The organism is Candidatus Frankia nodulisporulans (genome assembly GCF_902806475.1).
GTDB lineage: Bacteria > Actinomycetota > Actinomycetes > Frankiales > Frankiaceae > Frankia > Frankia umida.
In genome coordinates this window covers 1-13,072 of the sequence record NZ_CADCWS010000107.1, presented here as the reverse complement: position 1 = coordinate 13,072, position 13,072 = coordinate 1, and the positions used below count along the sequence as shown (strand labels likewise).

Here is a 13,072-nt window from a genome sequence, read left to right as displayed (position 1 = left end):
GCCGCGGCGACCTCGACGACCGCGATGAAGACCCAGACCCGCTGGTAGTGGGCGAGGTCAGGGACCCCGGACGGGCTCGCCATCAGCGCGACCGTCGCGCCGACGCCAAGGACGGTGCCGAGCTGGCGGGCCATGGCGAACACGGCGCTACCGGTGGCCCGGCGGGTGGCGGGCAGCGAGGCGGAGATCGCCGCGGCCAGGGTCGGGATGACCAGGCCGATGCCGGCGCCGCAGGTGATCTCGAACGGCAGGACCTCCCGCGGGAAGTCGGGGGTGGTGCCGATGCCGATCCGGTAGGCCAGCAGGGACGCGGCGATCGTGAGGCAGCCGGTCGCGCCGAGCACCCGGTAGCCGAACCGGGCGGCCAGCCGGGCGGCGGCGAACATCGCCACGATCGCCGAGACGATGCCAGCGGGGGCGAACTCGAGCCCGGCGGCGAGGACATCCTGGCGCCACAGATCGGTCAGCAGCAGCACGTTGCCGAGCAGCAGCGCCCCGAACCCGGTGAACAGCAGCACGGTGGCGCCGGTGGCGGCGCTGAACTGCCGGTCGCGGAACAGGTCGAGTTCGAGCACGGGCGCCCGGTGTCGGGTGCACTGCCAGAGGAACGCCGCGACCAGAGCCAGCCCACCGAGCAGCGCGCCCAGCGTGCGCGCCCCGGTCCAGCCCCAGCTCTCGGCCTCGACAAGGCCCAACGTCACCAGGGCGATGCCGGCGGTGAGCAGGGCGGTGCCGAACAGGTCGGGCCGCACGACCGCACCCGAGCCGGCCGGGGCCTCGGCGCGGGATTCGGTCAGGACCCGGCGTGCGATCAGCAGGGTCACGATCACGATCGGCACGTTGATCAGGAAGATCCAGCGCCAGCTCGCCCGGGTGAGCAGGGCGCCGACGGGGGTGCCGAACGCGGCGGCGACCGAGCCGGTGGCCGCCCAGGTGGCGACGGCGGCCGCCCGGCGCGCCGGGGGGAACTCGCCGAGCAGCAGGCCGAGCGAGGTGGGCAGCAGCGCGGCGGCGCCAACGCCCTGGGCGACCCGGGCCGCGATCAGCCAGTCCAGTGACGGTGCGGCGGCGCACAGCACCGAGGCCACGGCGAACAGCACCATCCCGCCGACGAACCAGCGCAGCCGCCCGTAGGCGTCGGCGAAGCGGCCGAACGGGATGGGCAGCGCGGCCAGAACGATCGTGTAGCCGTTGAGCACCCAGGACAGCGTGGCGGGATCGGTGTGGAACTCCCGCGCCAGATCACCGAACGCGACGTTGACGACGAACAGATCGAGGCTGGCGACGAACGTCGCCGCCGAGGTGACGAGCAGGACCCAGCGCAGGCGGGCATCCGCACGCATGAGCGACCTCTCCAGACGGTGAACGACACAGGACGACAGGCGGCAGTCGGTACGATGACGCTACCCGCAGATGGCCCAATCACGATACCAACATTTGAGTATCGTGACGCTACCAACGGTCGGTATGGTGACGCTACAATCGATGGCATGCTGCCGCGGACCTACGAGCAGGAGATCTGTTCCATCGCCGCGACCCTGGAGGTCCTGGGCGATCGGTGGACGCTGCTGATCGCACGCGATGCCTGCCTGGGCGTCACCCGGTTCGCCGATTTCCAGGCCCGCCTCGGCATCGCCCGCACGGTGCTCAGCGACCGGCTGGCCCGGCTGACCGAGGCCGGCGTCTTCGAGCGCCGCCGCTACAGCGAGCAGCCCGAACGCTTCGAGTACGTGCTCACCGAGCGCGGCCGCGACATCTGGCCGATCCTCAATTCCCTGATGACCTGGGGCGACCGGCACCTCAAGGGCGGCGAGGCCCCGTTCGTCATCCACCATCGCGGCTGCGGCGGCCACATCGACGACCGGCGCCGCTGCGAGACGTGCGGCCAGGAGGTCGGCGTCACCGAGGTGGTGCGCCTGCCCGGCCCCGGCGCCCGCCGCATCCAGCCCCAGCCGCCCGCGGAGTCGACAGCGGAGGCAGCGGAGGCAGCCGAGGCGGAGACTGCCGAGTCTCGGCAGGTTGTTGCATCCGGGCAGGCCGGATAATCCGCACGAACGCGGACGGTGCCGCAGTGGGATCGGTGTACCTGGACGGATCCGTGCGCGGCTGGCATGCTCTAGCCATGGGGTGTGGTCGCGTCGCGAGTCACGGCGTGCTGCCGCCCATTTTTATGGGGATCGGGTCCGGTCCCCGCTCAGCCGCTGACGTCGCGCGGCACAAGCCCAGGCCAGGCCCGGTCAGTCCCGGGTTGATCTCGCCTGGGCGGCGCCGGACCTCCGAACGAAAGGTCCCCCTTGTGGAGAACACCGCGGAGAACCTCGTCGACCGTTCCGACGCCGCGATCCCCGCACCCAGCGCGCCTGGTGACGTGGCACACGCCCGCGTGGTCAGCACCGCGCCGACGATCAGCAGCATCGCCGAGGGGCGCGGGCTCATCGACGACATCGACGCCCAGCTGCGCGCGCTGCTGACCAACCGCCGCGATCTGTCCAGCCAGATCCAGTCGCTGCGGCAGGTCGAGGGCGGCCCGCGGATCGAACATGCCCGGGAGAACAGGATCATCGCGTCCTGGGCGGACGAGCTGGGCCCCCGCGGCGTCGAGATCGCCCTGGCGGTCCTGACCCTCTGCCGCGGCGCCGCCAGCCAGTAACCGCTGTGCCGGCCAGGCGGGCCAGCCGGTTCACGCGGGCTGGCCGGCCGGGCCGGGCGGATGGGTCAGCCGGGCGGATGGGTCAGCCGGGCGGGGCGTGTTCGCCGGGTGGTCCGGGACGCGCATGGTTGGCCGGCTCTTGGCGTGGCCGCTGCTCCCCGCGGTCACCATTGCGGTCGCGGGGACGATCGCGGTTGCGGGGGCGCTCGGGCAGGTCCAGCTCGGTGAGCAGGCCGCGGAGTTCGGACCGCAGGAAGTCGCGGGTGGCCAGCTCACCGACGGTGATGCGCATCGCGGCGACCTCCCGGGCGAGGTACTCGGTGTCCTCTCGGGTGCGCACCGTCTGCTCCCGGTCCTGGGCGAGGTTGGCGCGGTCCCGGTCGTCCTGGCGGTTCTGCGCGAGCAGGATCAGCGGTGCCGCGTACGCCGCCTGCAGCGACAGCGCCAGGGTCAGGAAGATGAACGGGAACGAGTCGAACCGGATGCTCGACGGTGCGGCGATGTTGTAGGCGATCCACAGCACGATGACGATGCTCTGCACCACCAGGAACCGCGCGGTGCCGAGGAACCGGGCGATCCGTTCGGCGATCCGGCCGAACGCGTCCGCCTCGTAGGACGACGGCCGTACCCGAGCGCGCCGCGACGCCCGCGGCTGATCCAGACGCGGCCCCCGCCGCCGACGACGGATCACAACTGTGCCCCCGCCGAGACCTCGCCGACAGCGCCCGGATCGTCCCCGCCGGCCGCGGGTGGGGTTCCGGCGCCGGGCACCGTCCGTGCCTCGACCTCCTCCGCGTCCAGTTGGCGTTCCCGCCAGTCGGCCGGCAGCAGATGGTCGAGGACGTCGTCGACGGTCACCACCCCGACGAGCCGTCCGGCCCCGTCCAGCACCGGCGCCGCGACCAGGTTGTACGACGCGAGATGCCGGGTCACCTCCGCCAGCGGTGTATCCGGGCGCAGGGAGGCGATGTCCACCTCGATCACCCCGCCGACCAGCGTCGACGGCGGTTCCCGCAGCAGCCGCTGGAAGTGCGCCAGGCCGAGGTAGCGGCCCGTCGGCGTCTCGCACGGCGGGCGCACGACGTACACCTGCGCGGCCAGCGCCGGTGACAGCTCCGGTTCCCGGATGCGCGCGAGCGCCTCGGCGACCGTCGCGTTCGGCGGGAGCACCACGGGTTCGCTGGTCATGATGCCGCCGGCGCTGTCATCGGCGTAGAGCAGCAACCGGCGCACCCCGGCGGCCTCGTCCGGATCCATCAGGCGCAGCAGCCGTTCGGCGTCCTCGGCGGGTAGTTCGCCGAGCAGGTCGGCGGCGTCGTCGGGACCCATCGCCTCGAGCACGTCGGCGGCCCGTTCCTCGGCCAGTCCACCGAGCAGTTCGACCTGCTCGTCCTCGGGTAGTTCCTCGAGGACGTCGGCGAGGCGCTCGTCGTCCAGGGCCGCCGCGACCTCCGCCCGCCGCTTGTCCGACAGGTCGTGCAGCAGTCCGGCGAGGTCCGCCGGCCGCAGCTTCTCGAACGCGGCCAGCAGGTTCGCGGCCCCCTGCCCCTCCTCCGGCAGCGAGAAGCCACTCACGTCGTCCCACGACACCGTGCGGACCTCGCCCCGACGCCCGCGGCCCCGCCGCACCGCCACCTGTTCGAGGACCCAGTCACCGCCGCGCACCGGCTCGATCGCCGCGTCCACGACGGTGACCTCCTCCCCCTTGGCCTCCTGCCCGCCGCCGGCCTCCGCCTTCCCCGCCCGTTCGGACGACCCGGAGGCCCCGAACGTCGCGCGGGACGCGGACTCGCCCGGTCCCAGCAGCCGCACCCGCCGGTCGAGCAGTTCGGCGAGCACCCGCGTCTCGTTCGGTCGCTGCTCGAACCGCCGCCAGCTCAGCCGCGCCGACGACAGCACCACCGCGCCGGACTCCACCCCCGTCACCCGGCCGATCGGCACGAAGATCGGCCGGCGCTGCACCTCGACCGCCAGCCCCAGCACCCGCGGCGGCTCATGCCCCAGCCGCAACGCCACGATCACATCGTGGACGCGCCCGACCTGATCCCCGTTCGGATCGAGGACGAGCAGCCCCGCCAGCCGTCGACAGAAGACCCGAGACTGCGCCGGACGCGTCGGCATCCCCCTCACCACCTCCCACGCACGGACCGCACCCGCTGGACGGGACGGACGTGGCAGGGCGAATCTGGCCAGGTCGGTGCCACGGAGGTCGTCACGGCCGGAGGTTACCCGTCCCAGCACCCACCGCAACCCACCCATCCCGTCACACCGCCCCTTGTCACCACCACACCCCGCGGCCGACCCGGGGTCGGCATCCACCCGCCCGGGCCGTCGTGGCCGGCGAATCGGCCCCGAACCCGACCACGGCGCCCCCGCGCACCCCACCCACCCGCGGCTCCCGCGAAAGGGACACGGACCGTAGCCATGATGGGGGGCGGTACCGCGTCCCAGGAACGGACGCGGGACGCGGGGCGCGGAACGCCGCACGGGCGTCGCGCACTACGGAGAGTGGGGTCTGGAGATGCGGGTTGCCTTCCTCGGTCTGGGCACGATGGGGTATCCGATGGCGGGGCATCTGAGCCGGGCCGGGTTCGAGACGTCGGTGTTCAACCGGACGGCCGCGACGGCGCGGCGCTGGACGCGGGAGTTCACCGGCTCCGCGGCGCCGACACCGGCGGCGGCCGCGACGGGGGCGGACGTGGTGTGTCTGTGTGTGGGAGCGGATGACGACGTCCGGGAGGTGCTGGTTGGCCCGCAGGGGGCGCTGGCGGCGCTGACGGCCGGTGCGATCATCGTCGATCACACGACGACGTCCGCGCGGGTCGCCGTGGAGATCGCCGCGTTGGCGCGGGAGCGCGGGGTCGGGTTCGTCGACGCGCCGGTGTCCGGCGGGCAGGCCGGGGCGCAGGCGGGGCGACTGAGCGTGATGTGCGGGGGTGCGGCGGAGACCATCGAGCGGGTCCGTCCGGTGCTGGCCGCCTACGGAACGACGATCACCCGGATCGGCCCGGTCGGGACCGGGCAGCTCACGAAGATGGTGAACCAGATCCTGGTGGCGGGGGCGATCGAGGGCGCGGCGGAGGCGCTGAACTTCGCGATGGCCGCCGGCCTCGACCTGACGCGGGTGCTGCCGGCCGTCTCCGGTGGGGCGGCGAGCTCCTGGTATCTGGTCAACCGCGCCCCCACCATGATCCGCGATGAGTTCGACTTCGGTTTCGCCGTCGACTGGATGCGCAAGGACCTGCGCATCTGCCTGGACGAGGCGACCCGCCGGGGCATCCCGGTGCCGCTGACCACACTCACCGAGTCGGACCTCAGCGACGCCCACGACCGTGGCGACGGCCGCCTCGACGCCACCGCGATCATCCGCCTGCGCCGCCTCGCCACCGACCCCCAGGCCGACCCGGAGGTCGACCCGGAGGGCTAGCTCACCTCTGGTGGGCCCTCGACCGCTCCCGCCGTCCACGGACCGTCACCGCGACACCGCCAGGCACCCCACCCGGAACCGCTCAGAGGTACTGCTTGGACGGGTTGACCATCGCGCGGACGGTCTTACCGTCGTGGAACTCGCCGATCGCGGTCATCGCCCAGGTCGGAGCACCCCGGTCGCGTTGGACCCGGCACATGACCAGACCGGTGGCCGGCTTCGACTCGGACAGGTCGAAGCGGACGAGTTCCTGACCGGTGAGGTCGTTGTAGAGCCGGCAGTAGGCGTTGCGCACCTCGGTGAACGGCTGCCCCTGGAAGCTGTTCACGGTGAAGATGAGGGTGTTGACGCTCGGCGGCAGCGCGGCCAGGTCGACGATGATCGTCTCGTCGTCGCCGTCGCCCTGGCCGGTGAGGTTGTCACCGGAGTGGCGCACGGCGCCGCGGGCGCCCTTCTTGGACATGAACCAGACCTTGTCGACGTCCTTGCCCCGCTCGTCGAACAGGATGCAGGAGGCGTCCAGGTCGATGGAACGGCCGCGCTGGGCCGGGTCCCACCCCAGACCCATCCGCACCCGGGTCAGCGGTGCCTCGCCCGTCTTGACCAGCGAGACGCTCTGACCCTTGCGCAGCGATACCCGGCCCTTGTCCAGGTTGACCCGCCCACCAGGCTGCTGGCCCGCACCGCCAGCGGCGGGCGGACCGGCGGGAACCGGTGGCCCCCACTGCTGGCCGGGCGGCGGCCCGGACGGCGGCGCCCCGGGCGGACCCCACGGCTGACCGGCTCCCGGCGGCGGCCCGGGCGGCGGACCCCACTGCTGACCAGGCGGCTGCGGCGCGCCCCACTGCGGTGCGGCCGGCGGAAGCGGCGCCGGTGGCGGGCCCCACTGCTGACCACCGGGAGGCGCCCCGTACGGCGCCGCCGGCGGGACGGGCGGTGGCCCCCACTGCTGGCCTCCCACCGGCGGCTGCTCGGCGGTGCCGGGGTCGTCCACGGAGATACCGAAGTCGGTGGCGATGCCGGCCAGGCCCGAGGCGTAGCCCTGGCCGACGGCGCGGGCCTTCCAGGACCCGGCCCGGCGGTAGAGCTCGACGAGGATCAGGGCCGTCTCGGTGCCGAGGCCAGCCGGATCGAAACGGACCAGCTCAGCGCCACCACGCGCGTCCCGCACAGCGATGCCGAGGCCCCGGACACCGGCGAAGGTGAGCGGGCCGCTGCCGTCCAGGCTGCCGGTGACGACGACCTTGTCGATGTCGGCCGGGACGGCGGCCAGGCTGAACTCCAGCGCCGACGGCGGCACCAGCCGAACCCCGGGGCCGTTCGGCTGGTTGAAGAAGACGAAGTCGTCGTCCGAACGGACCTTGCCGGTGACCGTCACCAGGATCGCGGCGATGTCCAACGGGCTCGACGAGGCGATCTCGACCCGGACGTCCCCGGTCGGCAACGGCGCGTTGCCACCTTTCGTCAGAACCTGTCCCATTGCCCCTCCATGACCGGCCTCGTCAGGGTCGCGCACCCTGTCCAACGGCCCCACCGCGGCGGACGGTTCCCGCCCCGAATACCGCGCGTGTCCTGTCCCGACCCTACGATCGGTGCATGGCATGGGCGGAACCGGTCCGATGAGCGACAACACGCTGGGCACCCGGATCGAACGGCACGTCGCCGGGGTGTTCGGCCCCGACACCGGCCGGGCCGCCGTGACGTTCCTCGGTACCGAGCAGATCGAGATCCTGCGCTACGGCCCCGACCGCACCGGCATCGTGCGTTATCTGACCCTCGGCATGTCCCGCGAGCCGATGACGGCGGCCGCGGCGACGGTGCGCGATCCGGCCGGTCCGCGCGCGGAGCTGGTGCTGTCGCTGCGCGGTCTGCATGACAGCGTGCTGCGCCGGCTCGCGGTGCTCGCGGCGATTCCCGTGGTGGAGAGCCGTCCGATCGCCCCCGGCGCTGCCCTCGACCTCGGCGAACCGCTCTGGGACGGGGCCCCGTTCACCGCCGTCCTGGTCGCCGAACCCGGCGGTCTCATCCCCGATCTGCCCGCCGCGGCACAGCCGTCCGCGGCCATCGACGAGTTCTCGATCTCCGACCTGCTGGCCAGCCCTGACGCGGCCATCGGTTTCGACCCCGGCAGCGGCGGCGGCTCCGCCTCCGATCCGGGACCCGCGCCGGTCCGGTTCCTGCCACTGCTGCCGATGACGACGAACGAGGCCGCCTACAAACGCGTCCATGGCCCGGACGCCCTGCATCAGCGCTGGCTGGCCGCCGGCACCGATCTGCGTGATCCCGCCCGCCGCGAGGTCTCCCTGAGCTGACCCGCCGCCCGCCGGGCCCGTCCGCGACCGGGACAAGGGCGACGTAAGGCAACAGAAAGCAAAGAACAGCCGAAGAACAACGCGTCCGGACGATGCGGTCCGCGTACGGGCCCGATCTGCGGCTACGCTCCCGAAGCTGTGAGCCGTGATCGAGGTGACGCCGTCTCCCCCGCCCGCGCCCAGTCGGCCCAGGGTGCCGGCGCGCGACCCCACCGGCGGTCGCTGCTGCTCGGTGGGCTGGGCCTCGGTGGTGCGGCGCTCGGCGGGATCGGCCTCGCCGCCTGTAGCACCTCGAACGGTACGACTCCGTCCCCGGTGCCGACCCTGCGCGCGCCGACGCCCGTGCCGGGGGTGTCCGACGGCGTGTTCGGGCTCGGCGTGGCCAGCGGCGATCCGCTGCCGGACGGGGTGATCCTGTGGACGCGGCTCGCCCCGAAGCCGACGCAGGGCGGTGGTATGCCGTCCCGGGACGTCCCCGTCGACTGGCAGATCGCGACCGACGAGCGGTTCGTCTCGGTGGTCCGCGCCGGCACCCAGACGGCGCAGGCGGCGTTCGCGCACTCGGTGCACGTCGACGTCCGCGGGCTGGAGCCGGGACGCGACTACTACTACCGTTTCCGCGCCGGGACGGTGCTGAGCCCGGTGGGTCGCACCCGCACGGCCGCGGCGCCGGCGCCCGGTGGGGCGGCGGCGGCCAGCGGGTCGCTGAGCTTCGCGCTGGTGTCCTGCCAGGACTTCCAGAACGGCTACTGGCCGGCGTTCGACGCGATCGCCACCGACCATCCGGACCTGGTCGTGCACGTCGGCGACTACATCTACGAGTACGACCCGGACAGCCGTTTCCCCGACCGGCTCCACACCACACCGCAGACCCTCGGCCTCGACCAGCTGCAGACCCTCTCCGACTACCGCAACCGGTACGGCCAGTACAAGGCCGACCCGGCGTTGCAGGCCGCCCACCACGCGGCCCCGTGGGTGGTGACCTGGGACGACCACGAGGTCGAGAACAACTACGCGGGCCTCGTCGACGAGCCCGGTGACACCGGTGCCAGGCATCAGGACCCGGCCCGGTTCGCCCGCCAGCGCGCCGCCGCCTACCAGGCCTACTACGAGCACATGCCGATCCGCGCCGAGCTCAACCCCGGCTCCCCCGACCTGCGGATCTACCGCCGGCTCACGTTCGGCAGCCTGGCCACGTTCAACGTGATGGACACCCGCCAGTACCGCACCCGCACCCCCGGCGACTATCCCTCGGCGATCGGCCCGGCCGAACTGGGCCGCACCGACTTCGACGGGACGATGGCCGGCGCCGACCAGGAGCGCTGGCTGCGCGCGGGTCTGGACGCCTCACGCACCCGGTGGAACCTCATCGCCCAGCAGACGATGATGGCCCAGCTCGACGGCCAGCTCCCCACCGGCGGCACGGAACTGCTCACCAACCTCGACCAGAACGACGGCTACCGGCCGTACCGGCAGCGCCTGCTGGCCGGGGTGCGCGACAGCAGGGTGTCCAACCCGGTCGTGCTCTCGGGTGACCTGCACTGCGCGTGGGTGAACGACCTGCGGGTCGACTTCGACCGGCCGGACACCCCGGCGGTCGCCACCGAGTTCGTCTGCACGTCGATCAGCTCGGCGTTCTTCCTGATCAGCGACGATTTCGTGCGGGAGAACAACGCCCGGTTCAACCCGCATGTGCGCTACTTCCGCGGTGACCGACGCGGTTACACCCGGTTCCAGCTCACCCCGACGCAGTGCCGCGCCGACCAGCGCGTCGTCGCCGACTCCGACCGCCCGGACTCCCCCGTCACCACCGACGCCACCTGGATCGTCGAGGACGGCCACCGCACCGCCCACTCCGCCTGACCCACCCACCCCTGCGCCGCCACCAGACGAATACTCTTGGTCACGCTAGGCTTGCGGACTGTTGCGACAGTCAAACTCCGGGAGCCGCGCGTGACGATCGTCGAGGAGCCGCCGAACCCTTCGGGCCCGGTCATTCGATCCACCTCGGAGCCGGACCTCGTGGCCCACCGCCGGCCACGGTCGAACCTGCTCGGCTACCTGCGCACGACGTCCCACAAGGACATCGCGGTCATGTACTTCGTGACCTCGATGGGATTCTTCCTGTTCGCCGGGATGCTCGCCGTCATGATGCGCTCGGAGCTCGCCCGGCCAGGGTTGCAGTTCTTCTCCAACGAGCAGTACAACCAGCTGTTCACGATCCACGGCACGGTCATGCTGCTGCTGTTCGCGACACCGCTGGCCTTCGCGTTCGCGAACCTGCTGGTACCCCTGCAGATCGGCGCGCCGGATGTGGCTTTTCCCCGCCTGAACGCCCTGTCGTACTGGCTTTTCCTGTTCGGTGGACTCGTCGTCATCTCGGGGTTTCTCACCCCGGACGGCGCCGCCGACTTCGGCTGGTTCGCCTACGCACCGCTCAACGGCAAGGTCTACTCCCCGCTGCCCGGTGGCGATCTGTGGATTCTCGGCCTGGTCGTCTCGGGCCTGGGCACCATCCTCGGCGGCGTCAACATGATCACCACCATCCTGTGCCTGCGGGCGCCGGGTATGACGATGTTCCGGCTGTCGATGTTCTGCTGGACGTTCCTGGTCACGTCCATCCTGGTGCTGGTCGCGTTCCCGGTGCTGGCCGCGCAACTGCTCTCACTCGAGGCCGACCGCCGGTTCAACGCGCACGTGTTCGACGCCGGCAACGGCGGCGCCATACTCTGGCAGCATCTGTTCTGGTTCTTCGGGCATCCCGAGGTCTACATCATCGCCCTGCCGTTCTTCGGGATCATCAGCGAGATCCTGCCGGTGTTCTCCCGCAAGCCGCTGTTCGGCTACAAGGGGCTGGTGTTCGCCACCGTCGGCATCGGCGCGCTGTCGGTGGCCGTGTGGGCGCACCACATGTTCGTCACCGGCGCGGTGCTGCTGCCCTTCTTCGCGTTCCTGTCCTTCCTCATCGCGGTGCCCACCGGGATCAAGTTCTTCAACTGGGTCGGCACGCTGTGGCGTGGACAGCTCACCTTCGAGACACCGATGCTGTTCGCCCTCGGCTTCCTCGTCACGTTCCTGTTCGGCGGGCTGACCGGTGTGCTGCTGGCCAGCCCACCGATCGACTTCCATGTCAGCGACAGCTACTTCGTCGTCGCCCACTTCCACTATGTCGTGTTCGGCACCGTTGTGTTCGCCGCGTTCGGCGGCACCTACTTCTGGTTCCCCAAGGCCACCGGTCGCATGATGGACGACCGTCTCGGAAAGGTCCATTTCTGGACGGTCTTCTTCGGCTTCCACAGCACGTTCCTGGTGCAGCACTGGCTGGGCCTGCGCGGTATGCCCCGCCGGTATGCCGACTACGGACCATCGGACGGATTCACCACTCTGAACACCCTGTCGACCGCCGGGTCGTTCCTGCTCGCCCTCTCCACACTGCCGTTCCTGTACAACCTGTGGCATTCCTACCGCCGCGGCCCGCTGGCGGCCGTCGACGATCCCTGGGGCTTCGGCAACTCGCTGGAGTGGGCCACCTCCTGCCCGCCGCCCCGGCACAACTTCACCGTGCTCCCGCGAATCCGCTCCGAACGTCCCGCCTTCGACGTCCACCACCCCCAGGTCGCCGGCTCCATCGACTACCACGCCACCCCGGAGTTCACCCCCACCGGCACCCGTGACGACGCTGGCGCTGGACGGGACGAGCAGGCGCAACGCGCGCGGACGGACCACGATTCGGGCGGGTAGCGGGGCCAGCGGGTCGCCGTCGGCGTAGACGTCGAACGGCCGGTCGGCGCTGATACGCACCTCACGGCCACGCAGCACCTCGACGTGGCGGGTGTGCACGTGCCGTCCGGTGAAGACCCGGGGGAACAGGGCGAGAAAGGTGCGTTTCGGCGCGTCGGCGACGAGCACCACCTCGACGAGGCCGTCGGTGAGGTCGGCGTCCGGGGCGAACCGCATCCCGCCGCCGTAGTAGGCCGAGTTCGCCGCCGCCACCGTGTATCCATACAGCTCACGGGGCGCCGCGTCGTCCACGGTGACGGTGAACCGCACCGGCCGCCAGGCGGCGAGCGCCCGCAGCGTCGCATAGGTGTAGACGTTGCGTCCGCGCAGCAGCCGGACCCGGTTGGCGATCACCTGGACGTCGGAGTCGTAGCCGACGCTGGCGATACCCAGATACGGTCGCCCGTCCACCTCGGGCAGATCGACACGCAGCTCACACGCCCGCGCGAGGCTCGCCGCCACCCGGAGCGGATCATCTGGCAGCCCCAGCCCCCGGACGAAGTCGTTGCCCCGACCGCCCGGCAGGACGGCCAGCACCCCACCCAGGCGGGCCACCGCGCCCGCGACCGCCCCGGCCAGGCCGTCCCCGCCGAGCGCGACCACCACGCGTCCCGCCGCTGTCGCCCCCGCCGCCAGTTCGCCGGCGTGCGCCAGATCCCGCGTCGGCGCGACCCGCACATCCGGCGCCCACCGGGCGAGTTCGGCGCACACCGGCGCCAGCAGCCGCAGCGCCCGGCCCCGCCCCGCACTCGGATTGACGACGACGGTCAACCGCCCACGATCCACCACCGCGCCAGCTTTCCACACCGCCGCACCGCCGACCGCCGCACCGCCGCACCGCCGCCGCGGTGAGGGCGGGACGCCCGATCCGACCGGCGGGGCCCGGTGGGTCGGCGGCGACAG

Annotated in this window: 10 protein-coding genes and 1 pseudogene; 6 read left to right on the top strand and 5 right to left on the bottom strand. The window is 72.1% G+C overall.

Annotated elements, in window-relative coordinates:
• A partial coding sequence (locus tag G6R24_RS11710; RefSeq protein WP_163549283.1) for an MFS transporter occupies positions 1 to 1,343 on the bottom strand: 1,343 nt, incomplete at its 3' end.
• A gap of 147 nt (positions 1,344 to 1,490) precedes the next feature.
• Between G6R24_RS11710 and G6R24_RS11705 the strand changes: the two genes are divergently transcribed.
• Complete coding sequence (locus G6R24_RS11705) at positions 1,491 to 2,045, top strand: winged helix-turn-helix transcriptional regulator (RefSeq protein ID WP_163549282.1); 555 nt, start codon at positions 1,491 to 1,493, stop codon at positions 2,043 to 2,045.
• 251 nt (positions 2,046 to 2,296) lie between these two features.
• A complete protein-coding gene (locus tag G6R24_RS11700; protein WP_225438418.1) occupies positions 2,297 to 2,650 on the top strand; it encodes a chorismate mutase in 354 nt (117 codons plus the stop codon).
• Positions 2,651 to 2,732: 82 nt separating this feature from the next.
• Here G6R24_RS11700 and G6R24_RS11695 read toward each other — a convergent pair whose 3' ends face one another.
• Positions 2,733 to 3,341, bottom strand: a complete 609-nt coding sequence (locus tag G6R24_RS11695) for a DUF1003 domain-containing protein (protein ID WP_225438417.1) — start codon at positions 3,339 to 3,341, stop codon at positions 2,733 to 2,735.
• Positions 3,338 to 4,771 carry a magnesium transporter MgtE N-terminal domain-containing protein gene (locus tag G6R24_RS11690; protein ID WP_163549281.1) on the bottom strand — a complete coding sequence of 478 codons (1,434 nt, stop codon included), beginning with the start codon at positions 4,769 to 4,771 and terminating at the stop codon, positions 3,338 to 3,340. Before G6R24_RS11690 ends, G6R24_RS11695 begins: the two co-directional genes overlap by 4 nt.
• A gap of 400 nt (positions 4,772 to 5,171) precedes the next feature.
• Here G6R24_RS11690 and G6R24_RS11685 point away from each other — a divergent pair, with 400 nt between their 5' ends.
• Entirely contained in the window at positions 5,172 to 6,077 is a 906-nt protein-coding gene (locus G6R24_RS11685; RefSeq protein WP_163549280.1) for an NAD(P)-dependent oxidoreductase, read from the top strand.
• An 82-nt stretch (positions 6,078 to 6,159) separates the two neighbouring features.
• Here G6R24_RS11685 and G6R24_RS11680 read toward each other — a convergent pair whose 3' ends face one another.
• Complete coding sequence (locus tag G6R24_RS11680; RefSeq protein ID WP_163549279.1) at positions 6,160 to 7,557, bottom strand: TerD family protein; 1,398 nt, start codon at positions 7,555 to 7,557, stop codon at positions 6,160 to 6,162.
• A gap of 139 nt (positions 7,558 to 7,696) precedes the next feature.
• Between G6R24_RS11680 and G6R24_RS11675 the strand changes: the two genes are divergently transcribed.
• The 3 genes from G6R24_RS11675 to ctaD all read left to right on the top strand — a co-directional run bounded on the left by G6R24_RS11675 (position 7,697) and on the right by ctaD (position 12,130).
• Complete coding sequence (locus tag G6R24_RS11675; RefSeq protein WP_163549278.1) at positions 7,697 to 8,389, top strand: suppressor of fused domain protein; 693 nt, start codon at positions 7,697 to 7,699, stop codon at positions 8,387 to 8,389.
• Positions 8,390 to 8,527: 138 nt separating this feature from the next.
• Positions 8,528 to 10,252 (top strand): alkaline phosphatase D family protein, encoded by a 1,725-nt coding sequence (locus tag G6R24_RS11670; protein WP_225438416.1) that lies wholly within the window; start codon positions 8,528 to 8,530, stop codon positions 10,250 to 10,252.
• 90 nt (positions 10,253 to 10,342) lie between these two features.
• Positions 10,343 to 12,130 (top strand): aa3-type cytochrome oxidase subunit I, encoded by a 1,788-nt coding sequence (gene ctaD / locus G6R24_RS11665; protein WP_163549277.1) that lies wholly within the window; start codon positions 10,343 to 10,345, stop codon positions 12,128 to 12,130.
• On the opposite strand, the pseudogene G6R24_RS11660 reads toward ctaD, so the two are convergent.
• A pseudogene (locus tag G6R24_RS11660) lies at positions 12,080 to 12,976 on the bottom strand (diacylglycerol/lipid kinase family protein); the annotation flags it as partial. The gene ctaD and the pseudogene G6R24_RS11660 overlap by 51 nt on opposite strands.
• Positions 12,977 to 13,072 lie beyond the last annotated feature (96 nt).

Coding starts and splice junctions, on each gene's coding strand:
- G6R24_RS11690 (WP_163549281.1), bottom strand. CDS start 4,771: ATGCCGACGCGTCCGGCGCAGTCTCGGGTCTTCTGTCGACGGCTGGCG.
- G6R24_RS11685 (WP_163549280.1), top strand. CDS start 5,172: ATGCGGGTTGCCTTCCTCGGTCTGGGCACGATGGGGTATCCGATGGCG.
- G6R24_RS11680 (WP_163549279.1), bottom strand. CDS start 7,557: ATGGGACAGGTTCTGACGAAAGGTGGCAACGCGCCGTTGCCGACCGGG.
- G6R24_RS11705 (WP_163549282.1), top strand. CDS start 1,491: ATGCTGCCGCGGACCTACGAGCAGGAGATCTGTTCCATCGCCGCGACC.
- G6R24_RS11675 (WP_163549278.1), top strand. CDS start 7,697: ATGAGCGACAACACGCTGGGCACCCGGATCGAACGGCACGTCGCCGGG.